The 22,089-nt window shown below is 56.3% G+C and carries 19 protein-coding genes; all 19 read left to right on the top strand.

The window, feature by feature from the left end; all coding sequences use genetic code 11:
* The first annotated feature begins 113 nt into the window (after positions 1-113).
* The 19 genes from ACOYW2_RS13040 (at position 114) to ACOYW2_RS12950 (ending at position 21,738) form a co-directional block, all read left to right on the top strand.
* The gene (locus ACOYW2_RS13040; protein WP_482770691.1) at positions 114-401 is read left to right on the top strand and encodes a hypothetical protein; all 288 of its coding nucleotides are present in this window, start codon (positions 114-116) and stop codon (positions 399-401) included.
* The gene (locus tag ACOYW2_RS13035) at positions 358-1,011 is read left to right on the top strand and encodes a hypothetical protein (RefSeq protein WP_482770690.1); all 654 of its coding nucleotides are present in this window, start codon (positions 358-360) and stop codon (positions 1,009-1,011) included. Before ACOYW2_RS13040 ends, ACOYW2_RS13035 begins: the two co-directional genes overlap by 44 nt.
* Positions 1,012-1,030: 19 nt before the next feature.
* Entirely contained in the window at positions 1,031-2,179 is a 1,149-nt protein-coding gene (locus tag ACOYW2_RS13030; protein WP_482770689.1) for a hypothetical protein, read from the top strand.
* Positions 2,180-2,766: 587 nt separating this feature from the next.
* Positions 2,767-3,192 carry a hypothetical protein gene (locus ACOYW2_RS13025; RefSeq protein ID WP_482770688.1) on the top strand — a complete coding sequence of 142 codons (426 nt, stop codon included), beginning with the start codon at positions 2,767-2,769 and terminating at the stop codon, positions 3,190-3,192.
* Between the two features lie 30 nt (positions 3,193-3,222).
* Positions 3,223-4,455 carry a C2 family cysteine protease gene (locus ACOYW2_RS13020; RefSeq protein WP_482770687.1) on the top strand — a complete coding sequence of 411 codons (1,233 nt, stop codon included), beginning with the start codon at positions 3,223-3,225 and terminating at the stop codon, positions 4,453-4,455.
* Positions 4,456-4,623: 168 nt separating this feature from the next.
* Positions 4,624-5,019, top strand: coding sequence for a transposase (locus ACOYW2_RS13015; RefSeq protein WP_482770686.1), 396 nt, complete (start codon positions 4,624-4,626; stop codon positions 5,017-5,019).
* Between the two features lie 624 nt (positions 5,020-5,643).
* On the top strand, positions 5,644-6,081 hold the full coding sequence (locus tag ACOYW2_RS13010) for a transposase (protein ID WP_482770685.1): 438 nt from the start codon (positions 5,644-5,646) through the stop codon (positions 6,079-6,081).
* Positions 6,082-6,903: 822 nt separating this feature from the next.
* Complete coding sequence (locus ACOYW2_RS13005; protein ID WP_482770684.1) at positions 6,904-7,608, top strand: hypothetical protein; 705 nt, start codon at positions 6,904-6,906, stop codon at positions 7,606-7,608.
* Positions 7,605-8,270, top strand: a complete 666-nt coding sequence (locus ACOYW2_RS13000; protein WP_482770683.1) for a hypothetical protein — start codon at positions 7,605-7,607, stop codon at positions 8,268-8,270. Before ACOYW2_RS13005 ends, ACOYW2_RS13000 begins: the two co-directional genes overlap by 4 nt.
* Positions 8,271-8,393: 123 nt before the next feature.
* Positions 8,394-11,303, top strand: a complete 2,910-nt coding sequence (locus tag ACOYW2_RS12995; RefSeq protein WP_482770682.1) for an ABC transporter substrate-binding protein — start codon at positions 8,394-8,396, stop codon at positions 11,301-11,303.
* 42 nt (positions 11,304-11,345) lie between these two features.
* On the top strand, positions 11,346-13,256 hold the full coding sequence (locus ACOYW2_RS12990; RefSeq protein ID WP_482770681.1) for an SLC13 family permease: 1,911 nt from the start codon (positions 11,346-11,348) through the stop codon (positions 13,254-13,256).
* Positions 13,253-14,185 carry a hypothetical protein gene (locus tag ACOYW2_RS12985; protein ID WP_482770680.1) on the top strand — a complete coding sequence of 311 codons (933 nt, stop codon included), beginning with the start codon at positions 13,253-13,255 and terminating at the stop codon, positions 14,183-14,185. Before ACOYW2_RS12990 ends, ACOYW2_RS12985 begins: the two co-directional genes overlap by 4 nt.
* Positions 14,067-14,312, top strand: a complete 246-nt coding sequence (locus ACOYW2_RS12980) for an ABC transporter substrate binding protein (protein WP_482423276.1) — start codon at positions 14,067-14,069, stop codon at positions 14,310-14,312. Before ACOYW2_RS12985 ends, ACOYW2_RS12980 begins: the two co-directional genes overlap by 119 nt.
* A complete protein-coding gene (locus ACOYW2_RS12975; protein ID WP_482770679.1) occupies positions 14,305-15,249 on the top strand; it encodes a phosphoglycerate dehydrogenase in 945 nt (314 codons plus the stop codon). The genes ACOYW2_RS12980 and ACOYW2_RS12975 overlap by 8 nt, the downstream gene beginning before the upstream one ends.
* Before the next feature lie 12 nt (positions 15,250-15,261).
* The gene (locus ACOYW2_RS12970) at positions 15,262-15,909 is read left to right on the top strand and encodes an HAD family hydrolase (protein ID WP_482770678.1); all 648 of its coding nucleotides are present in this window, start codon (positions 15,262-15,264) and stop codon (positions 15,907-15,909) included.
* A gap of 29 nt (positions 15,910-15,938) precedes the next feature.
* Positions 15,939-16,823: an NAD-dependent epimerase/dehydratase family protein gene (locus ACOYW2_RS12965; protein ID WP_482770677.1), complete on the top strand. Its 885-nt coding sequence runs from the start codon at positions 15,939-15,941 to the stop codon at positions 16,821-16,823.
* Between the two features lie 62 nt (positions 16,824-16,885).
* Positions 16,886-18,355, top strand: coding sequence for a hypothetical protein (locus ACOYW2_RS12960; protein WP_482770676.1), 1,470 nt, complete (start codon positions 16,886-16,888; stop codon positions 18,353-18,355).
* Between the two features lie 80 nt (positions 18,356-18,435).
* Entirely contained in the window at positions 18,436-21,255 is a 2,820-nt protein-coding gene (locus ACOYW2_RS12955) for a contractile injection system tape measure protein (protein ID WP_482770675.1), read from the top strand.
* Positions 21,256-21,261: 6 nt separating this feature from the next.
* Entirely contained in the window at positions 21,262-21,738 is a 477-nt protein-coding gene (locus tag ACOYW2_RS12950; RefSeq protein ID WP_180141763.1) for an eCIS core domain-containing protein, read from the top strand.
* Positions 21,739-22,089 lie beyond the last annotated feature (351 nt).

Below are 22,089 nucleotides of genomic sequence, written 5' to 3'. Positions count from 1 at the left end.
ATGATGATTTTGCTTGAGATGTGATTCATGTTGAAGACTTTTTGTCTTGTTTTTGTTAGATGCCAAGGCACGACCTCTATTTATTGGGGCAGCTTTACCAAGGGGGGGACGCGATGAAAAGAGCGGTATACAAAAGTCCGGGGAGCAGTGTGCAGCCGGTGGCCCAGCGAAAGCTGATCACCTTCAAAACACCCAAGGCGCCCCTTTCGACGGACACGGCAAACATTATAAATGACGCCAAGGCCCTCAACACGGCAACTGAGACCGCCTATCAGAACACTTGGAAGCGGCTCAGTGATTCGGTAAAACCCGTAGGGGCGGTGGCCCTTAACCAGGCGAACTTTCCCGGGGTGAGCAATGGCAACTTCGCCAATTTGGATAACGGACGGCTGGGGCGATAGAGCTGAAGCGACGGCCACCGGCTATGTCATCGAAGATCAAGTCACCGCGGCAAAGCCCGCTGCGGCAACCTCCCAGGTTGTTTCCGGGAGCGCGCGGCCCGATTTTGTCATCACCCACGGAGCTGATAAGGGTATCGTCGACATCACATCCTCTAAGCAGACCGGCCATGTCCTAAACAAGACGTTCCCCAAGTCCTCTTTCTGTTATATCTCCGAGGCAATCTATCCCTCCTTCGATTTTACAAAGCTCGGCGGTGTGATGCCTGCTATGGCAGGGGCCGCGGCGACCCTTGCCAAAAATGCGCAGAAGGTCAATGCCAACAATCATGTCCGCAGCAAGCTGAGCCAGATCAAACGCTCCCTCGATAATTACAAGACGGGCATTATGCAGGACGACGATGACTTCGCGGCCAAGGCAAAGCTCGTCGTCAAGGGGATCAACGAACTTCCCAACCGGGCGTGGTCGGTAAGCGAGGTGGGCAGGGTCAACAGGCGCATCGCCAAGGTGAACGCATTGCTGGGAGACGATTTCAAGGTCAAGGATCTCAGCTTCATAATCAAGAGTGCACGCGCAAACTATCTGCTGACGGGCAACCCCTTGTGGGCCTGACGGCGGAAGCCAGGAGGCGATGATGTACAGGGTACAAGAGAAGGACGATCAGGAGAGTAAGCCTGCTTCAGCGCAGCGAAAAGAGGGCTTGGCCATAGCGGACCGGCGGCGTCCGCCCCGAAGTGCGGAGATGTTGGCGATGGCAGGGGAGCCGGTGGCCCAGCGGCGGGTGGTTTTGACGGCCGACAACCCCCGGAAGACCGACACGGTGGAGTACAACTCAATTGCCTTTGGTCGCCAAGTTGCCGGAGGGGATTTTCAGGAATTCAAAAACGCCGACTTCAGCAACCTTGGAGGTGGTGAAACTATTGCCTTTGTGGGGCACGGCAAGCCGGGGCACTCCGGCTCCTACACAGGACGGCAGATCGCCGACAAGCTGACGATCGCTCCACAGAGGATGTCGGACGGAGGCCATAACATAGTTTTCACTTCCTGCTACGCGGGGAGCAAGGAGAGCCCCGGTGGGAATTACGCTGCCGTGGACAAATCGGTGATGACCGAGGTCGCCCAGTCCATCAAGAAGGCGTGGCCCGGTGCGGCCTTTACCGTCCGGGGCGCCCAGGGGCCGAGCGTGAAGAAAACCGAGGGGGCTGGGGAGGCGTGGGCTGTGATCAACGACACCCATATCGGGTTGGCGGGTAAACTCCAAACGATGCTTGAGGGGTTTTACGGCATCAACGTGACGGCGCTGGTGGCAAAGCAGCCCGGGGAGTCAGAGTTTGATACAGCCGACCGGGTAGCCGCCGACGCAGATAACGCTGATTTCTTTAACGACTTCATTGCCCTGATCAACCGCAACTGGGCCAAGGTGAGCGCAGGATTTAAGGCTGGCTACGCAGCATTTGCGATGGTACCGGATGTGAGGGCGTATGTGGATGCGGTCGCCGGAGGAGGGGGGGAGGATATCACCAACCCCATGGCGGAGATCGCCATGGAAGCGGGGCACCGTGTCGGTGTGATGAACGCGGCGGGGGCCTTGCGGCGGGATAACGCCAGGCACTCCAAGATCCGGGACCTGGCCCGGGACACAACGCTCACCGTTCTCGATGAAAACAGGGCAGGCAACCGATTTAAGCGCAAGCTCCTCACAAAATCCCACCACTGGGTTCGCACCGATGACGGGCAGGAGGGGTGGGTCCGGCAGGGCGCTGTGGATGTAACGCGGTAGGAGATAGTCGCCTTCAGGTGATCTGTTATCGGCAAGTGGTGTAGAGGAAACAACAGGCTATGGATACATCTCAGTATATGAAAAATTGTCTAACTAAACTTTCTGCGGACGTTTATATAGTCCTAATCAATACTAATAAAAAAGACTTTTCTCTTAACGATAAATTGAACCCGTATCAATCAACCCAATCACCTAACATACGAACTGTTTTCCTCTAATCCCACCGATGCAGCCAGATCCTTCAGGACGAGTTCTGCGCACTATTGCTTGTGAATCAAATGATGTGGAGACATATTGAGATGACGACTGCAGGGAAATGTTTGAAGTCAGGCGGCCTGCGTGGGTTTGGCGGCCGGATTGTCAATACGGGACAGACATTCATTGTTCTTGGAATGAAAAATATTGATGAGAAACCGGAAAATTAGTCAACGTTGCCCCCATCGCTTTGGTTTTGTCAAATGTCAAGACGCGATCCCTTCTCAACCCCTTCGCACTCTCATAAAATCCATTGGGGGAGCTGTTGTTGTTATAGGCAATGAAGGGGAACCCTATAGCAATCTTCGAAAAAAAAATAAAAGGTTTGAAATATGTATGTACAAGAAAATAAAACGAAAGAGAATAAAAGTAGGGCGGTCGCTAATTCTGTTGGTCAGAATAAAAGATATCACATGCCAGTGATTCGAGTGGTGGGTAGTAGAAGTGCATCAGTAATAAAACAAAAACAGGGTGAGCAAATAAAGCTACAAGAATTAGCTAAAAACAGCCCACAAAACCAGCAACCAACTCAATTCCAAAAATCTGTACATCAACATACAGGCAATCAGAAAACCTTTTCCCTCTTGGAAACTGGACCTGGAATCGCCGATAAAAAAGAGCAGTTCGCTAATAAGGTAAGTCTTGTAACCACTGCCCCCATTCAAATGATGCCTTTAGAGGAGTTTCATGAGAAAGTAAAAGAGCGGTACGGAGAGCATTATGGGGATTTCCTGATCCACTTCAGAAAGTCATCATGACGTCATGGTGGATTTACAGCAGAGGGGGAGATGTACAAAGGAGACTGGAAGCTGTACGTTCAAGACGAAGCTTTCGGCGACAAATACCTGTCATATGCTTTCGAGTCTTTCGAAGGGCATAGAGCGGCAATGAACCAAGAGAAGTATAAGGGACGTTACGATGGGGAGATCCAAGGTGATGAGGAGCCCATTAAAGATAAGATTAAAATTTCGACAAATACTATAAAACCAGAAGAGATAGAATTCCAAAGGTTTGAGTCAAAGCCTTTATTTCCAAGGGCGTTGGGGCGATTGGATCTTCCCATTGAACAACAAGCCAATATACTGGAAATAAACCAGGGCTACCTGGGAGATTGCTGGCTGGTCGCCACCATAGGGGCTATTGCTATCAAATCCCCTGAGGACCTAATGAAAACCATAACCGAAATAAAGGCAGGAAACCCATCCACCAGCAGGACTTTCTCTGTCAGGGTATACACAAAGTCCAATAAAGCACCAAGGCAAGTATTGGTGAATAGCGCTTTGCCTAGCAGGAAAGGTAAGTTAATCTATGGCAACAAGGGGAAGCAAGTAGGTGATGACTTTTCTTTATACCTACCCCTAATCGAAAAAGCCCTTGCCAGTACAGCAGCTGGTTATGGCGGATTGGGCACCGGTGGTGCCAAAGATGCCATGACAAAACTCACGGGCAAAACGCCTGTAGAGATCTCCATCATGAATCTAAAGGACGATGAAAAAAAACGTAAAATGGTGCTCGATCAAAGGGCTGCTCCTATGACAATAAGTGGCCTTCGTATCACTAAGGAAACTGAAAAAGCAGAGCAACATGATATGATTGTGCTCGCCACCGACGGATTCAACTTCACCATATTTGACCAAAGCTCATCTGCGAAGAATAAAGTAGTAAAAACCAATCTTGGTGAAATGACGAAGATAGAAGAATCCATCTATGGTGACGTCACAAAAGAGGCAGAAGTAGATCATGATCGATACCAATACAAATTCGGAAAGGTCTCGTTCGTTCCCAGTGAAACACGTCCGCACTACTATGCCGAGGAGACAGACATTATCCAGGACTTTTTACGCGAACAGGAACTATATGTAATCAACAGGTTAACTGCTTATCCGGCAGCTGAAGAGTTGCTAAAACGTTTATACGCGCTTGAAAGTAAGATCGAATCATTCTCTGAAACCATGAATCTACGTTTCGGCGTACTTGAAGAAAAACTGAAGAAGCTTGAACAGCTGATCCACAAAAAGTAGTAACCTCTGCTTAGAAGCGTTGGTATGGCTCCCCCCCGCTCTTCGTAGCGTGATCTTGACCATAGCATTACCGTTGAGTCTGTAGAATAAGTAAAATTTTAAGATATCAAACTGTATTTACATCTTAATATTTGCTATGCTCTCTTCAAATAAATCAGCGAGGTGAGTATGGCTCGATACAAAAGTTATTCTCAAGCCCAGTCGATGTTTATTCCAGTCCGGTTCGACGAGCAAATCATTCCCGGCACGTTCGTTCATGCCTATAACCCTGCCGTCCTTTTAACAGTCATTTTGTATGCTTATTCCCTGGGCATTATCTCCAGCCGCAGGATTGCATCTTGTTGTGAGTGTCATGTGACTTTTATCGCCCTGGCCGGTGATACCCGGCCCCATTTCACAACCATTGCAAAATTCATTTCTTTATATGGGCAAGAGATTTCGGTTCTTTTGACCCGAGTGATTGCCATCTGTTCCATGGAAGGGCTAATCGGCAAAAAGATGTTTGCAATTGACGGCTGTAAGCTCAGCTCGAATGCTTCAAAAGAGTGGAGCGGCAACCCGTGAGAATTTCGATCGCAAAAAGGCAAAGATCGAAAAATCTATTCAGTTGATTCTCAAAAAGCACCAGGCGCAGGATAAAGGTGGTGACGAAGGGTCTGATATAACGGCAAAAGAGAAAAAAGCTGTCAAAAGTCTTAAAAAGAAAGCGGACAAGATTCAGGCTTGGTTGGACGAGGGAAAGGAAAAAATCGGAGTCCAAGGCAAGCCCATTCAAAGCAACCTGACTGATAACGAAAGCGCAAAGATGTCCACGTCACATGGTGTGATTCAGGGCTATACTGGTATTGCTGTTGCGGATGACCTACATCAGGTTATTACCCATGCCGAAGCCCATGGTTCATCAACAGAGCACCTTTATTTAAAGGATATGATTGATGGTGCGCGTAAGACGATGAACCAGGCTGAAGGGGATAACGATTCTCTCAAGGATACCATTGTAACGGCGGATACCGGCTTTCATTCATCCGATGGCCTCAAGTGGATCGAAGATGAAAAAATCGAAGCGTATATCCCGGACAAACTGTTTCGAAAGCGAGATCCTAATTTTGCCACGGCCGACAGGCATAAAAGACCACGGATAAACGGAAAACCGTCAAAAAGGCAAAATATTTTAAAGCCAGCGAGTTTGTGTACGACCCGGAAAAGAAGAAGCTTATCTGTCCGGCCGGAAATGAATTCTACGTCGAAAACAGCAACTTCAAAGACCAGAAAGGTCTTAAAGGAATCACATACGCGGCAAAAAAGACGGATTGCAGAGCCTGTGAACTTCGGTCCAAGTGCATTCGCGGGAAAAAAGTCGAGCATAGGCATGTGACCGTTTTTACAAATACCATGCGCCAGACGGATACGCCTGTCAGTCGCATGATTAAACACTTTGATACACCAAAGGGCAAGTTCTGGTACAGCAGGCGTATGGGCACCATAGAACCAGTCTTCGCCAACATTAGGAGTACACTGGGGTTGAATCGGTTTACCCTGAGAGGGCGGGCCAAGGTCGATACGCAATGGAAACTCTTTGCCATGGTTCACAACATAGGGAAGTTGGCTCGATATGCTTGGTGTTGAGCAAGAGCATGCTGTTTGAGAAGCTATCTGTGGGTACTTGATGGCAGCAAAATATGGTCCTACCCCGCCAAGCGGCGTCACATAATGTTCTGATATGGCGTGAGTATTTTCGTTCGCTAAATTGTGCTATCGGCTGAAAAGTTTACTTTAAAATCAGCCTGGAGAGACATTCCTGAAAATGGGGTTATTCTACAGGCTCGTTGGACGAAGACTTTGGCAACGCCTTGAAGCATCACTTGAACTTACAGTGATTCGACGAAGCCCATAACAAAATCTAAAAGCCATTAAAAACGTCTTTTAGCCCAATTGTTCAAGAAAGCCGCTACGCGGCAAATCATTCCTCATCCTTCATAGCAAGCTCATAGAACCCGAAACGCAACCATTTTATTTTAAAAAAGATACATCGTAGCCTGCCGAAGAACACATTGATAATGGGTCGCATCTTGACATGTGACACCCATCCTTCAAACCGCCCTCACACCAAAAAAACATTTTCCCCTCCTCACCCACTACCATCCACCCACTTCATTCCTTCACAAGGTCATGCCCCCTAAACCAACAAACCACATCAGAAATATCCAGGTCGTCCTCCTGACTCTTTCCCTTCTCTTTTCGGGCGTAATGATCTGGCACTAACGGGCCGACAAGGCGGCGTGTGTTCGGGAGACGCTTGATATGGCCAGGGCAAAGGTGGGAAGGTCCATCGGGCGTAGGGCTTTTGACGGTGCGGATGCCGCACCCTACAGCTCGTATAGCTGTAGATAGCATTCCATACTGCAATGCTCTATTTTGACGATATTTTTATACTTTGGGGGTAAGAGCATGTATGCATGCGCAGATGACGCCAGGGAACCAGTCAAAAAGGCATGTGCCTATTCTACTTCGGGGCAAAGGAAGCTGGAAGACGAGTCTTTGCCGGCTCGTAATGGCATTGTGTCGCAAAGCCAACGCGGGGGGCTGGGCCGGAAGGGCGCCTCGCCCTCGCGGGTCGTTCAGCGGGTGATAATCGGCTACTCGATAACAAGGCTCGGGCACAAACAGCTTCGAAAAGAATTACGGGACGTACACCATCTCACTGATCGGGAAATTGACTATGTGATGATGCTTCATGAGCAAAAAAGACGGTATAAGATCGAAACAGCGGTTGAAAAAGCCAGGAAAAAGAAGTTTCCAGAAGATGCTTCAGTGGATGGGGATGATGCTGACAGCATGAGTTACCTTGCATTGTTGAATCTCTTGGCAGGGGATAAAGATCCAAAAGACATGACGTTGGAAGAGATCCACACCGAACTGGTCGATGATGAAGAGTATATTCCCGGGGATCCGTTCAAGAGTTTCTTTACCGAAAAGACAACCGGAAGTTCAAAGGCCATCGGGTTTCGTAAACGAAGGTTTGATAAAGCAAAGGGGCCGAGGGACAAAATGCTGACGCCCAAAGAACATTTCAATTTTCAGACGTATACTTTGGCCTTATCCAAACAACAAAGATTAATCATCTGTATCGCTCCTTGGATCAAAAGGCTTTGAAAAAACTGAAAGCAAAGTATGGCGAAGAGAACTTTCTTGACATCAGCACCTACACACCTCAGTTCTCACGGGGGTTTATCGCGGGGGGGATACATTCAAACAAGACGTTTCAGATACATGAACAGTTGAAAAAGAACAGTGCCTTTCTTGGCCGGGCCAAAGAGACGAAAAAGAACCCGGAATCAACGGCTGTTCTCGGGCGAGAGATGCTCAGCTTGTTTGAATCCGGGTATAAGCCTAAAAATAAAGGCGGTGAGTTTTTCATGGAACCGCCGAGAACCGAAAAAACCGGTGAACCGATCATAGCAAATTACAAGGACATGTTGCGGGACCGTGAGACGCTTCCGTCAAAAGTTGCTCCGATGACCAAAGCGAAAAGACAGAAAATTGAAGATGACTACACGAAGAGTTTGAGCCTCAGTATGCCCGAGGATAAGTTGCCTGTATTCACCAATCGTGATGTTGAGCCCGACGAAGAACTTAAAGGGAAGCACGCCTGGGATATGGTGGGTTCCATGGCAAAAATTTGGGACATGGACACACCCAACCCCTCCATCGATTACAAAGGTAAGACCCTCTTTGCGACAGCCCCTGAAAAGAAAAAGAAAGACACGACATCCCTTTCCAGCATTTTTGCCAGCCTTCCAAAAAGCAAGAAATGATGTCACCGGGCTGACATCAACCCTGTGATGCATATCTAACTATATAATTGATAAAAAATGGCATTCACAAGCAACTGAATGTGATTCAAGTCGGTTGTTGAGTCACATTTGGTCGTTTTCCAAGTGAAAAATGTAATTCACCGTTTTCTGCTCGATTTTCTCATCCACCAGACCAACCCCCACCCCATGAGGCCCCCCATCAAAACAATCCGCTGCATGATCCTTTCGACCCTGTTCGTGGCCGCTTTTGCCCCCTGTCTTCTGTTTGCAGGTGGCAGGGGCGATCTTCACATTGCCGTGGTCTGTCCTTTGTCCGGCAGGAATGCGTCCAACGGTAAGGCGGTGATCCAGGGGGTGTGTCTCTATGTGGATGCGGTGAACAGGGGAGGTGGGGTGGATGGGCAGAAGATCGTTCTGGATGTCTACGACGACGAGGATGACGCGGACACGGCGGCTAAAATGGCCCGTGATATTGCCGGGGCGGATCGGGCGTTGGCTGTTATCGGGCATGAGAGCAGCACCTGCTCCATCATGGGCGGGGAAGTCTACTTGCAGCATCGGATTCCGGCGATATCGCCCACCTCCACGGATGTGCGGGTGACCCGGAGGAACCCCTGGTATTTCCGCATGACCTTTAACAACGAGTTTCAGGGGCGGTTTCTGGCCAATTACATGCGCAAGGTGTTTCGCCAGGGGCACGTGAGCGTTATCCATGAGGACCTGGCCTACGGGGCCAATCTTGCCGAGGTGTTTGTGGGGGCGGCCAGCAACCTGGGTATGACGGTGCCCTATGTGTGGCGATATGACGTCAAGGACAAGGGCCTGGACCAGCGCCTGGAAGAGATTGTCGACGAGCTTGACCGGGCCGGGGAAAAGGCCGGGGCGGTGTTCATCGCCCTGCATCCCCCGGAGGGGTTCAAGCTGATTACCCTGCTCAGGGACCGGGGCATTGAAAACCGCATTGTGTTTGCGGCCGGGCTCTCGTCTCCGAAGTTTCTTCAATTGTTCAGCCGGTATCCAAAGGAGATGGAGCACCCCGGCTACTACACCGACGGCATGTACGCGGCAAGCGGGGTGATCTTTGACACGGCGGATGAAAAAGACCAGGCCTTTATGGAGGCCTACCGCAGGGCCTACGGAGAGGAGCCCAACCGACGGGCGGCGTTTTCCTATGACGCGGCAAAGGTGGTTCACAGGGCCCTTTTAGAGGCGGGAATCTCCGGGGACCTGGAAGAACTGGCCGTGGACCGGCATCGCATCCGTCAGTGGCTGGCATCCCGGGACTCTTCCTTCAAGGCGATCTCCGGGGTGACGGGGCGGACCTATTTCAACGCAGACGGCGATCCGTCCAAGCCCATCACCATGGGCATGTTCAAGAACAGGCGGTTGGTCTCTGCTCCGGTCCAGCTCCAGGAGGTGCCGTCCCTGAGCGAAATCCCCAATGTGCGGGAGGCCCTTTCCCAGGAACGGGTGATCCGCGTGGGGGGGCGGTATTTCTACAAAACCAACGTGGTGTACACCGGGGTGCAGATCAACAAGATCAGTGAGATCGACATCCGGTCCCAGACCTACCTGGCGGATGTGTACATCTGGTTTCGCTACCACGGAAACATTGAGCCCCAGGAGATTGAATTCCTCTATGCTGCCGATGCTGTGAGCATGGGACCCCTTGTGTCGGAAAAGCGCACGGAACGGATGACCTACCGCAAGTACAAGGCCACGGGCCGTTTTATGATGGACTCCTATTCGGACCGGCGCATGTACGGAGAGCATGTGCTCAATATCGGCTTCCGGCACCGAACCATGCCCCGGTGCAACCTCGTTTATGTCACGGACCTTCTCGGCATGGAGCCGCCGGAGACCCTTCGGACGAAGATGGAGACGTCCCGGGTTCTGGGACCTTCCGAGGATTGGGCCGTGAGCGGGATCTACTTTTCCCAGGGGGTGTCGAAAAAGGAATCCCTGGGCCATCCCGATCACCTGGAGAGCCAGTCCGGGGTGGTGGACTATTCCAAGTTCAAGATCGGGGTACGCATCAAGAAAAGGGAGCTGCGCCTGCGCCGGAACCTTCCGCCGGCGGCCGTGAACTATCTGTTCGGCGGCTCTGTGATGGTGTTGATTTGCGGGTTCTTGCCCGGTATCAAGCGGGAGTCCTTTCTTCTGGTGAAGGCCGCCACCGTGGCGATTCTGCTGGTCTCCACCGAGGTGATGCTCCTGCAGTGGTTCCTGGAGCGCCACCAGACCCACCACCTCCAGCCCGTGATCCGCATGTTCGACATCTTGTGGTGGGGTGTTCCGGCGTTTTTCCTGATCCGGTGCATCGAGCGCTACATCTGGACACCCCTGGAGCAGAAAACCAACCGCAGCATTCCCAACCTCGTCAGGAGATTTGTGAAGATTTTCATCTGGATGCTGGTGTGCTTCGGGATCCTCGCCTTTGTCTTTGACCGGAAGATCACCAGCCTCCTGGCCACCTCGGGGGTTATCACCATGATCATCGGCCTGGCCATCCAGGTGAACATCGCCAACATTTTTTCCGGCATCGCCATCAACCTGGAGAGGCCCTTTCAGATCGGGGACTGGATCAAAATCAACGACCTTGGCGAGGGCAAGGTCTCGGACATCACGTGGCGGACCACCCGGATCTGGACGTCGGACAACAACATGGTGAACATCCCAAACAGCATGGCCTCTGAGGCTGTCATCGTCAATTACAACCGACCGGACGAGGCCTTCAAGATCGACATCGATGTCCACCTGGACGTGGTGCATCCCCCGGAGCAGGTGGAAGACATTTTGCGGGAGGCCATGCTCTCGGTAACCGGGGTGCGGCGGGCCGAGGTGCTGTTCCGGTTCCATGAGTGGGGCTGCATCTACACCGGGTCGGTGTTTGTCCGGGACTACGGTCAGATCCAGGGGTTTCAGCACGCCGTGACAAAGAAAATCTGGATGGCCCTTACCCGGGCGGGTATTGAGCCCGTGGGGTTGCGTTATGCCCCCTGGGTGGGCCAGGAGCCTTCTTCGGAATCATGATCTTACTATTCCATGAAACAGACGAGAAAAAGGGAGAACGCCATGGGGGAACAGTCCCGTTCCGATGACCGGGGAGCCTTTCCGTCACTTTCCAAGACCCTTCTGGGGGATGCCATCCTGGGCAGCGCCCCGGCAGGCGATCTGGCCCACATGCTGATGCACGTGGTGGAGCGTCACATCGACAAAGGGGAGGTGCTTTTCAGGGAAGGGGAGGCCGCGGACACGGTGTATCTCGTTCGGCACGGCGCCTTTACCCTCTCCGGGGAAGGGGACGGCAGGGTCTGCCTGTGGCGCCGGGCACCATCGGCCCCTGGTGGATACCTCGGCCAGGAGGCGGTGCTGGGGGCCCGGACATACAGCGTTACGGCCGTTGCCGTGGAGCCTGCATCCGTCATCGAGGTGCCCACCCTGGATATCCGGCAACTGGCCGATGCCCACCCGGAGATCAAGAACCTGTTTTTTGATTCGTATGTGAAGCTGGCATCCTGCGAGGCATGCGAGGCTTCTGCATCCACGGGCGAAGACCGGGAGACCGAAGAGACAGCGGCTTTTCCGGTGAGGGAGACGGTGGGGTGGGGCGTCACCCTGCTGGTGGCCCTGGGGTGCTGGCTGGCAGCCTCCGGCCTCGGACTGGAAAAGAACACGGGGTTTTATCTGGCCATCATCGCCTCGGCCGTCGTCCTGTGGGTGTTCCAGCTCGTGCCCGCCTTTGCGCCGCCGCTTTTTGTGGTGATCATGGTGATCCTCCTGGATATCGTGCCGCCGGAGGTGGCGGTTTCCGGGTTTGCATCGGGGAGTTTTTTCATGCTCCTCAGCGTCTTTGGGGTGGGGGCGGTGATGGTGGCCTCGGGCCTGACCTTTCGCCTCTCCCTCATGGTCCTCAGCCTGGTGCCTGCTTCCTCGTTCTGGTACAGCATCTGCCTTTTTTTGAGCGGCCTGTTCCTGACACCCGTGGTGCCGTCCCAGGGCGCGCGCATGGCCATTGTCTCCCCGTTTCTGGTGGACCTCATGGGGGCGTCGAATCCCTCGGAAAAAGACGTTCTCGGGGCGCATTTCGTCAACAGCACCCTGGGGGGCATCGGGCTGATGGCCTCGGTGTTCCTTACGGGCAAGCCGGCCAACCTCATTGTCCTTGGTCTCTTCGATTACCAGACCCAGTTTGCTTTTCAATGGATGAACTGGCTGGTTGCCGCTTCGTTCTCCGGGGGGCTCATGCTGATCCTGTTTTTCGGTGCGTCCTGGGTGGTGTTCAGAGAGTCCAGGGGGTTTAGGATTCCCAGGTTCATTGTAGCCGAGCAGCTCAAGGTGCTGGGCCCCCTGTCCCCCTTGGAGCGCACCGCCGTTGTGTCCATGGCCGTGCTTATCCTGGGGATCCTGCTTTCGTCGGTGCACAAGGTGGAGATCCCCTGGGTGGCTCTTTCCATCTTCACCGTGCTGATTCTTTTCGGCGGGGTGGGGAAACGGGAGATCCGATCCCACATCGACTGGTCCACCCTGCTTTTTGTGGGGGCCATCATCGCCTGGCTGCCCGTGATGTCCCTTACCGGCCTGGACACCCTGGTGGCCGACTACCTGGGCTGGCTCGGGGAGTACATGCGGAGCAGCCTGCCCATGTTCATCGGGCTCCTGTGCCTACTCATCGTGCTGGTGCGCCTCTTTCTGCCCGAGCCCATCACCGTGATTCTGTTCGTGACGGCCCTGTTCCCCCTGGCCGATGTGGCAGGGGTCTCCCCCTGGGTGGTGGGGTTCATTATCCTGACCATGGCCGAGGCCTACCTTTTCTCTTACCAGTGCGGCTACTTTATCCAGCTTAAGGACATCTTGGGTCTTAAAGGGCTGGAGGGGCATTACGACGAGGGGCGGATCATCCGCTTTAACATCCTCATGATCCTGGGGCGCGTGCTGGCCATCTACGCGTCCCTTCCTTTCTGGAGGTATCTGGACATCATATGAAACCCAAGACAAAGGTATCGGTATGGGTCAGGGCAGGGGTCGTCATGTTGGCTGCGGCCCTTATTGTCTCCCAGAAAGCCCAGAAGCCAAGGATCCTGATTCTCCACAGCTACCACACAGACTACCCGTGGGTGGTTCAGATCAACGAGGGGATCCGGCGCGTGTTCGACGGCCACCACGACATTGCCCTGCGTTATCACTACATGGATTTAAAGAACCATATGGATGAGGATTTCAAGCGTACCGCCGCTTCCACGGCCCATCGCACCATCCGCAAATGGAAACCGGATGTCATTGTTATTTCCGATGATCTCGGGCAGCAGCTGGTGGGGCAGCGCTACGTCAACGACAGCACCATCCAGATTGTCTTTTGCGGGGTCAACGGAGAGACCCGAGTCTACGGGTACGAGGGCGCGGGCAACGTCACCGGCATTCTGGAACGCAAACCCCTCTCGGCCATTCGGGAGACCCTGATGATGGTGGCCCGGGCCAAGGGGTTCCGGCCGGAAAAGTCCGGGGGCGATCACCCCCGGGTGGTGTTTGTCTGCGATGCATCGGATTCGGTGACCGCTGAACTGGCCGAACTCAATGCCTTTGACTGGTCGCCCCTTGCGTGGTGCCCCCCGGTGAGGGTGAGCCGGTTCGGGGAGTGGAAACGGGCGGTGAGGGAGGCCAACGGTTATGCGGACATGATTCTGGTAAGCGATTACCGGGAGTTCCGCCTGCCGTCGGGAGAAAAAGAGCCTGTCCCCCTTGGGAGATCATGGGGTCAGCATCCACGAGAAGAATTCGGGGATTCCTATCCTGGGGATGTCCCTGGTCAATGTGGCCGACGGGGGGATGATTTCGGTTTTTACCTCGGGTTACGAACAGGGGGAGGTGGCAGGCGGCATGGCCCTTGCCATCGCAAGGGGGGAAAGGGCCGGTGACATGGAGGTGCAGCGGACCCGGCAGTTTCTTATCTCCGTGAAAAAATCGGCCATGGAACAGCGCGATCTTCCCATCCCCACCATTTACGAGTCCTTTGCCCGGGCCACGGACAACTACTATGACTGAAAACGGCGGCAAGCCCGTCATCCTCATCACCACCTCCACCTTCGGGATCCACGACCCTGCTCCCCTGAAGCGGTTGAAACGTGCCGGCTTCAAGGCGGTGCTCAATCCCTTTGGCAGGCGTCTCACCGAAGGGGAGGTCGCTGGCCTTATCCGGGAGAGCGCCCCCGTGGCCCTCATCGCCGGTGTGGAGCCCCTGACGGCGAAGGTGCTCACGAACGCTCCGGGTCTCAAGGTCATCGCCCGCTGCGGCGTGGGCCTGGACTCCGTGGATCTGGAGGCGGCCACCCGGCTTGGGATTGTCGTGTTTACCACACCGGATGGCCCGGCGGACTCGGTGGCCGAGCTCACCCTGGGGGCGATGCTGTGCCTTTTGCGGGGCCTTCACCGCTCGGATGCAGGCATTCGTTCCGGCACGTGGGCTCGCCCCATGGGAGGACTCCTGGCCGGGAAAACCGTGGGGATCATCGGTTTCGGCCGGGTGGGGTACCGGGTTGCAGGTTTTTTGAGTCCCTTTGGGTGCCGGGTGCAGGTGTGTGATGCCCGCCCACTGACGTCCCTTCCTTCCGGGTGCAGTCAGGTGGGCTTGGCGGAGCTGCTCACGGCCTCGGATATCGTGACACTCCATCTTCCCTTCAGCCCGGAGAATCGTTACCTGATGAATAACGAGCGACTGCTGGCCATGAAAAAAGGGGCCTTTCTCATCAACACTTCCCGGGGTGGGCTGGTGGATGAGGAGGCCCTTTTCCGCGCTCTGGATTCTGGGCATCTTGCCGGCGCAGCCCTGGATACCTTTGAGAAAGAGCCCTATGCCGGACCCCTCGTGGGGATGGAGACGGTGCTTCTTACCGCCCATATCGGTTCCTACGCCCGGGAGGGCCGGGTGAGGATGGAGGCTCGGGCCGTGGACGGGGTCCTCGAATGTCTGGGGGGCTCTTAAAAGGAGAGTGTCATGGCATGGCAGGGTGTTTTCTTCGATTTTGACGGGGTCATTCTGGACTCGGTACCGGTGAAGACCGAGGCCTTTGCCCGGATGTTCCGAGACTTCGGCCCGGAGGTGCAAAGGGCCGTGGTGGCCCATCACCTGGCCAACGGCGGTGTCTCCCGGTTCGTGAAGTTCAGGCACTATTACGAGGAACTGCTTCATCTGCCCGTGGACGACGACGTCCTTGAACGGCTGAGCAGGGAATTCTCTGGGATGGTGAGCCGTGGTCTGCTCACCGCCCCCCTGATCCCGGGGACCCTGGACAGCCTGGCTCTGCTCCATGGAGCAGGGATTCCAGCCTTTGTTGTTTCCGGTGCCCCCCGTGATGAGGTGAGGGACCTTCTGCGGGCCCGGGGCCTGGCCCCATGGTTCACGGAAGTCCACGGGTTTCCCGATTCGAAGTCAGACCTCCTCAACCTCCTCCAGGCCCGTCATGGCCTTGAACCCCCTGCCTGCCTCATGGTGGGGGATGCCATGGCTGATTACCGCGCGGCAAAGGCAACCGGCACCCGTTTTCTGGGTATCGTGCCCCAGGGCCAGGCCTCTCCCTTTCCCCCGGGCACGCCGTTTTCGTCGGTTGTCTCCATCCCTGAGAGGCCATCAGGCCACCTTTGATAAAACGTGATGAAAAGGAGTCTGCCACCATGGAAAAAACGGTTGTGTTCGGCGGTTCAGGGTTCATCGGAAGCCATGTGGCCGATGAGCTGAGCGCAAAGGGGTACGGGGTTGTTGTTTTTGACCGGCAGCCCTCCCCCTTTTTGAAGGAGAACCAAGCCATGGTGATCGGGGACCTCCTGGACCGGGAGGCCGTGGGAAAAGCCGTCGAAGGAGCCACAGCCGTGTTTCATTTTGCGGGCCTTGCGGACATTGCGGAGTCGGCAAAGCGCCCCTGGGAGACCCTGGAGACGAATGTCATGGGCACCTGTGCCATCCTGGAGGCCTGTGCCGATGCCGGGGTGGCCCACATCGTGTTTGCCAGCACCATGTATGTCTACAACGAACTGGGGAGCTTTTACCGGGTCTCCAAGCAGGCGTGTGAAAAGCTCATCGAAGAGTACGCCAGGGCCTTTGGCCTGGGGTATACCATTTTGCGCATCGGCACCCCTTACGGCCCCAGGGCCAACGCGTTCAACTCCATCGGGGCCATGATGCGACAGGCATGCGGTGAAAAGAAGCTTACCTGCTACGGGGCCCCGGACGAGGTCCGGGAGTATATCCACGTGTTCGACCTGGCCGAGGCCTGTGTCGGGTGCCTGGAGAAGGGCGCCGAAAACCGGCATGTCATCATGACGGGTAGCGAGGCCGTGCGCCTTGATCACCTGACCCAGATGATCCGTGAGATTTTGGGCAAGGACGTGGCCGTTGAATACCGGCCGAGGAAAACCTCCGGGCACTACCGGTTGACCCCTTATGCTTACAAACCGGAGAGGGCGGTGAAGCTGAGCCCCGCACATCACAATGACCTGGGCCAGGGGCTGCTGGAGATGTGTTACGAACTCGGCTGCAACACATGGGAGGACAAGGGGTGATGCCTATGGACGGATGGTGCCGACGGCGCTGTGCTGTGGGCCCGTGGCTCAGGCGGGCCAGGATGGCCTGGGTGATGTGTGCCGTGCTGATGGTGCCCGCGTACCCCGTGGGCGTTGCGTTTGCTGGCAGCTCAGCCGGGATCACCCCCGTGGACGGGTGTGGGTGCCCTCCGGATACCCATGATTACAAGGGAACCTACGGATTGTTCGACATGCAGGGTGGCAAGGCCCTTGACGTGGACCTCCAGGGGTGGAGCCGTATCGGGCTTTCTGACGGCGCGGTTCCCAGTGTGTTCGGTTATCTGGGCAGGGATGGCAGCGACCTCCGGGAGATGACCCTCGCGGTGCGGGCCTACGGTACCGGGGTGGACCTCATCATTGACCTGGGGATCAGGCGCGAAGAGGATCCACAGGCCGATGGCGGCGAAGCCGTGGCCGAAAAAGCCGACCAAGGGAAAGAGGAGGCCGGTGAGAAGGGGAAAGCACCCCAGGAAAAAACGGGTGAGGGAGAAAACGGTGGCAAGGGTTCTCAAAACGTTCCGTCGTGGGTCAAGGAGGGGGAGGGGGCCTGGGTGGAGGAGGCCAACGCTTTTTCCATCATCAACCTCGCCGAGGAGATTGACGCCTATGTCCAGGGGGCGGAGGCAGACGGGGTGCTTCTGCGGTTTCCCATGGCCTACATCGGGGACTATTTCAATGTGACGGCAACCGACACCAAAGAAAAGGCCGAAGAGCGTCATATGCTTCCCCGGCAGCGGGTCATGAACCTCATCTACAAATTGAAGAAGATGGAGTCTTTCAAGGATGGCGGCGCGCGCATCAACCTGTGTTTGACCCACTGCGATGATGCCAGGGAGGACAGCGTCCTTTACAGCTATCTGGAAAAGCTGCTGGCCGAGGTGGACGTGATCCTGCTGGACGTGGTGGTGCTCATGAAGAACATGACCACGCCGAAGCTCAACGAGGCCCTCTGGCAATACTATTCGCCCCTGGTCTCCCTGAAGGACGGGGACAGGTCCAAGGTGTACCATGTGATGTCCTTCGACTGGTACAAGGCGCATCGGAAAAAAGAGGGGTATGAGCCAATGGAGCTGGCCCGGACCCTGGGGTTCGGCGGGCTGGCCATGGACCTCACCGACGAGACGGCCACCGTGTTCCTTGCCTACAACCGGGCACGGCTTGAAGACCAGGGGGACTTTTTTGCGGAGATCGTCTGGAAATCAGGCCTGGGCAATGCCCTTTGTTCCAAGCGCTACCTTATCAAGGGCGCCGCGTGGGCCCTGGGGCTGGGGATGGTCTTTGTGGCCCTTCTTTCCTGCTGGTCCTGGCCCGTGTGCAATTTCATCGAGCGGTTTTACGGTTGGGCCATCGGTACAGGTTTTCTTTTTGCCGGGCTGGTATGGCTCTACGAGGCCGTGAACCCCACGGAGAATAACTGGACCAATGAGACGGCGGCGGTCATCATAGCCACGGCCTGTGCGGTTTTTGTGCTGATCTGGTTGAGAAACCGGCAGCGAGCCCAGTTTCCCTGAGGCAGGTGTGATGACCCCGATCTTCAAAGTACGCAGAGCCCGTTTTGAGGTGGCCTAGGCACAGGGAGAAGCTGCGGGCCATGGAACATGCCCTGGTGCCCCTTTTGCGGCAGAGGGTGATGCCCGTCTTTGAATCTGTGCTGGAGCGCTTTGACTGGCCCGAAGGGGACGTGGTGATTCCCGGGATTGTGCTGGACCTGGGGGAGGTGACGGCAACTGAGGCGGCAGAGCTTATTCCCAAGCGCTTTGAGGCCCGGTTGATACGCCAGCTCACCTCGCATCTGAAGACGCTCAAGATGCATCACCCCCGGGGCGAGAAAGGGGCTTTCGATACCCAGGCACAAAGGCCGGAACCGCAGCCGCCAACCCGGCGCACCAAAGGAGACGGCCGAGAGGCGGCATTCAGGCGGGTGCTCAAGCAGGTGCTGGTCCTGGGGCGGGGCGGCCGAAACCTGTCGCGCATGGTGGAGCTGTGGCCGGAGTTTCCCTGGGTGGTGAGGCACCTCTTTTTCTATTACGCCCACGAGAGAAACGTCCCCCGTCATGCAGCCCTTTACCTGGGCAGGGACCGGCTGAGGCAGAGCGCCATGCTGCTCTCCCCGGAACACGGGGGCTTTGTGGGAGGATTTGTGGCAAAGACCGCTGAAAACAGGCTCCTTCTCAAGCATACGGCCCCGGTCTCCGGGGATGCCGACGGGTTTGAGCGGCTCCTGTGGGAGTTTACCCTTGGGTATCTCCTTGTGGAGGGCAAGGCCCGGTTTGAGCGCAGGCAATACGTTTCTCACCTGATTTCCCGCATTGCGTCCCATGAAAATGTGGATGCCAGAAGGCTTCTCCGTGCCTTTCAGGCTGTCTTTCTCCAGGTGCCGGGGGCTGCGGGGCAGGAGATGCGGGAGATACTGGGAAGCCTGGCTCGCGATTCGGCCGCTGAAGAGAAGAAACACAGGGGTTCCGCCCAAAAAGGGCAAAAGCATGGGCCGCTGTGGGAACATGGGTCGCTGGAGCGGGTGCTCATTGGCAAGGGCACCCCTGCTGAGATCGAGGCCGTGATACGCTCCCTGGCCGGGGGCGATGCCGAGGTGCGCCGCCTGGTGCTCAATGAGGGCCGTCGGGCCGATGTTCGGTCCGCCATGGTCAAGGCCCTCTCCCATGAGCAGCTTGAATCCCTGGTGGCCGCTTTGGGGCCAGAAGAGGCCGCTGCCGGGCGTTTTGTCAACCGCTGCATTTCCAGGGGTACCACCTTTGAAAAGCGGACCCCGGAGGTTACGGGGCGAGAGGCCTTTTCCCACCAGCTCTGGGAGCTGAGCCTCGCCTTTCTCCTGGTGGAGCGAAAGAGCCGGTTCAACTTCAAACGGTATCTCCAGCGTCTCATTTCAGGCATGGCCTCCCGGTACAACATGGCCTACGGAACCCTTCTCTCGGTTTTCAGGGATGTCTACGCCACGGGTGGGGGCAAACGGGAGCAGGACGATCTAGCCTTGCTGGATGAACTGTGGATGGAGGAACACCAGCGAAAGTCCCCTGCAACAAAAGAGGGCCGGGTAACGGACGGGACAGGTGGGGCGCCCCTTGTTCCCGGGGATGGCAACACCACGTCGGCTTCTGAAAAGCCCCCTGCAGATAGCGGATCCGGGGTTGAACGTTCTGATGCCGTGGCGGCAGGGCAGGGATCATCGGCCGACGGACCAGGCCTAAGTGATCCAGCCACGGCTCACCCGGCGCTGGTGCGGTTGCTGCGGCTTCTTGACAGCGATGTGCCCCCCACCCCCGGGGAGAAGGAGCTGTGTGCCCGGGAGATTCGGGCCGCCCTCGCCCGCAACGGGGCCCCTTTCGGAAAACCCCTTGCAGAGAGGCTGAGATCCCTGCGCGCGGCCAGGCGCCTGGCAGAGGTCCTGACTGCCCGGGACGGGGCCTGGGTCCTTGGGGTGCTCGCTCCGTCGTGGGGCCTGGGTGTGCATGGGGTCCTGGATGCCGTGATACGCGCCATCGGAGCGTCAGGCAGGAACTCCGGGCTGGGAGTCTGGGCCCTTCGTATCCGTGCCTGGGCCTTTCAACTGGCCGCGGCTCCTTCCCATGGTCCCATGACGCCGACCCTGTTTCTGCGAAGTCTCCTGGCCTGGATGGGGCGTCACGGCAGCCCGCAATTGGCCGGAACACTCCTTGGCCTTCTGCCCGCCGCAGTGGGAAAAGGCCCCGGAGGAGAAGCGGCGGCAGCAGCCGTCCATGGGGTTCTCTACGGCGGTCGGGCCGGAAACGCCAAGGAGGCGACGGTCACAGCCCCGGCACCGGCCGCTCCGGAAGAAAAAGCCCGGCACGAAAAAACGTCCGCTCAGCCCATGGCCCCGGATGCATCCCTGCCCCCTGCAAAGCAGCCATGGGGTACGGAGGTACCCGAAGGAGAGGTCTGCCGGGTGGCGAGTGCAGGCCTCGTGATCCTTTCTCCGTATCTTCCCTCCCTGTTTTCACGCCTCGGTTACCTCGAACACGGGCAGTTTTCAGACCCCGCCCAGGCAGACAGGGCCGCCTTGCTCCTTCATTACCTCTCCCACAACGCCCTGGAGACCCCGGAGTACCCCCTGGTGCTCAACCGCCTTCTCTGCGGCACGGCCTCGGAAGGCCGCATTCTTGACCCCATGGTCCTCTCCGAGGGAGAGACGGGGCTGGCCGACCAGCTGCTCCGTGCCGTCATTGCCCACTGGACAGCGTTGAAAAACACCTCGCCCCAGGGCCTCCGGGAGTCCTTTCTCGTCCGTTCGGGGGATTTGATACTTAAAGAGGCGGCCTGGCATCTCACCGTTGAACCCAGGGCCTGGGATGTGCTTTTGGACCGGCTCCCCTGGGGGATCTCCCCCATTAAACACCCCTGGATGAAACAGGTTCTTTACGTGAATTGGAGGTAACAGATCATGAAAGATTTTGTCCAACGCAGCGAAAAAGAGGGGGCATCGCCCCTTACCGTCGCGTCCGAAAACCGGGCCCCCGAAGCCTGCCACACCCCCGATGCGGTGCAGCGGCGGTGTGGGGCCATCGTGGCACAGGCCAGGAACACCACCGGCCTGCCGGACAGGGTCAAAGAGGGGATGCAGCGCTCCTTTAACACCGACTTTTCCGATATCACCGTGCATCCCTCCTCATCCAAAGCCCCGGCCCTGGGGGCCCAGGCCTTTACCCAGGGCCATGACGTTCACTTTGCCCCGGGCCAGTTCAGGCCGGACACCACCTCGGGACGCGAACTCATTGGCCACGAACTGGCCCATGTGGTTCAGCAGCGGGAAGGCCGGGTCTCTCCCACCTGCGAGGTGTCGGGCATGCCGGTGAACGACAACCCGGGCCTGGAAGCCGAAGCCGATGCCCTTGGTAAACGGGCTTCTGGATCGGTGTAAAGGCGCGGCAAGGGGCTAAAGCCCCTTGACCCCAGGTTCGCAAATGCTTCGGGGCTTCGTCCCTTCACATTTGCTGATGAGCTGCACCTGTGAGGGTAATGTTTTGCTTGTTGGGAATGAGCCTCAGAGGCTCTGCCTCCATGTGCGGTGTTACCGGAACCTGTGTGGTGTGCCAGCCATGGGACGATTAAGCTCACCGGCAAGGAAGAGCCTTGCGTTTGACACTCCCAGGCAGAGCCTGGGAGCGAGATAGCCAATTGTGATTGAGGGCACGATACCAAGCCCGCGCCGCTTGCTCGTTCCCATGCTTCGCCTGGGAATGCGTCCCGCAGGCTTTTTTTGCAGTCTCTC

This window comes from Desulfoluna sp. CLI2B (assembly GCF_056847375.1).
Note: the sequence above shows the minus strand (reverse complement) of the source record. Positions and strands in the feature narration are given on the sequence as shown.

Excerpts from the sequence above, each read along its gene's own strand:
- ACOYW2_RS13040 (WP_482770691.1), top strand. The coding sequence starts at position 114 with ATGAAAAGAGCGGTATACAAAAGTCCGGGGAGCAGTGTGCAGCCGGTG.
- ACOYW2_RS13035 (WP_482770690.1), top strand. The coding sequence starts at position 358 with ATGGCAACTTCGCCAATTTGGATAACGGACGGCTGGGGCGATAGAGCT.
- ACOYW2_RS13030 (WP_482770689.1), top strand. The coding sequence starts at position 1,031 with ATGATGTACAGGGTACAAGAGAAGGACGATCAGGAGAGTAAGCCTGCT.
- ACOYW2_RS13025 (WP_482770688.1), top strand. The coding sequence starts at position 2,767 with ATGTATGTACAAGAAAATAAAACGAAAGAGAATAAAAGTAGGGCGGTC.
- ACOYW2_RS13020 (WP_482770687.1), top strand. The coding sequence starts at position 3,223 with ATGTACAAAGGAGACTGGAAGCTGTACGTTCAAGACGAAGCTTTCGGC.
- ACOYW2_RS13015 (WP_482770686.1), top strand. The coding sequence starts at position 4,624 with ATGGCTCGATACAAAAGTTATTCTCAAGCCCAGTCGATGTTTATTCCA.
- ACOYW2_RS13005 (WP_482770684.1), top strand. The coding sequence starts at position 6,904 with ATGTATGCATGCGCAGATGACGCCAGGGAACCAGTCAAAAAGGCATGT.
- ACOYW2_RS12990 (WP_482770681.1), top strand. The coding sequence starts at position 11,346 with ATGGGGGAACAGTCCCGTTCCGATGACCGGGGAGCCTTTCCGTCACTT.
- ACOYW2_RS12985 (WP_482770680.1), top strand. The coding sequence starts at position 13,253 with ATGAAACCCAAGACAAAGGTATCGGTATGGGTCAGGGCAGGGGTCGTC.
- ACOYW2_RS12980 (WP_482423276.1), top strand. The coding sequence starts at position 14,067 with ATGTCCCTGGTCAATGTGGCCGACGGGGGGATGATTTCGGTTTTTACC.
- ACOYW2_RS12975 (WP_482770679.1), top strand. The coding sequence starts at position 14,305 with ATGACTGAAAACGGCGGCAAGCCCGTCATCCTCATCACCACCTCCACC.
- ACOYW2_RS12970 (WP_482770678.1), top strand. The coding sequence starts at position 15,262 with ATGGCATGGCAGGGTGTTTTCTTCGATTTTGACGGGGTCATTCTGGAC.
- ACOYW2_RS12965 (WP_482770677.1), top strand. The coding sequence starts at position 15,939 with ATGGAAAAAACGGTTGTGTTCGGCGGTTCAGGGTTCATCGGAAGCCAT.
- ACOYW2_RS12960 (WP_482770676.1), top strand. The coding sequence starts at position 16,886 with ATGGCCTGGGTGATGTGTGCCGTGCTGATGGTGCCCGCGTACCCCGTG.
- ACOYW2_RS12955 (WP_482770675.1), top strand. The coding sequence starts at position 18,436 with ATGGAACATGCCCTGGTGCCCCTTTTGCGGCAGAGGGTGATGCCCGTC.
- ACOYW2_RS12950 (WP_180141763.1), top strand. The coding sequence starts at position 21,262 with ATGAAAGATTTTGTCCAACGCAGCGAAAAAGAGGGGGCATCGCCCCTT.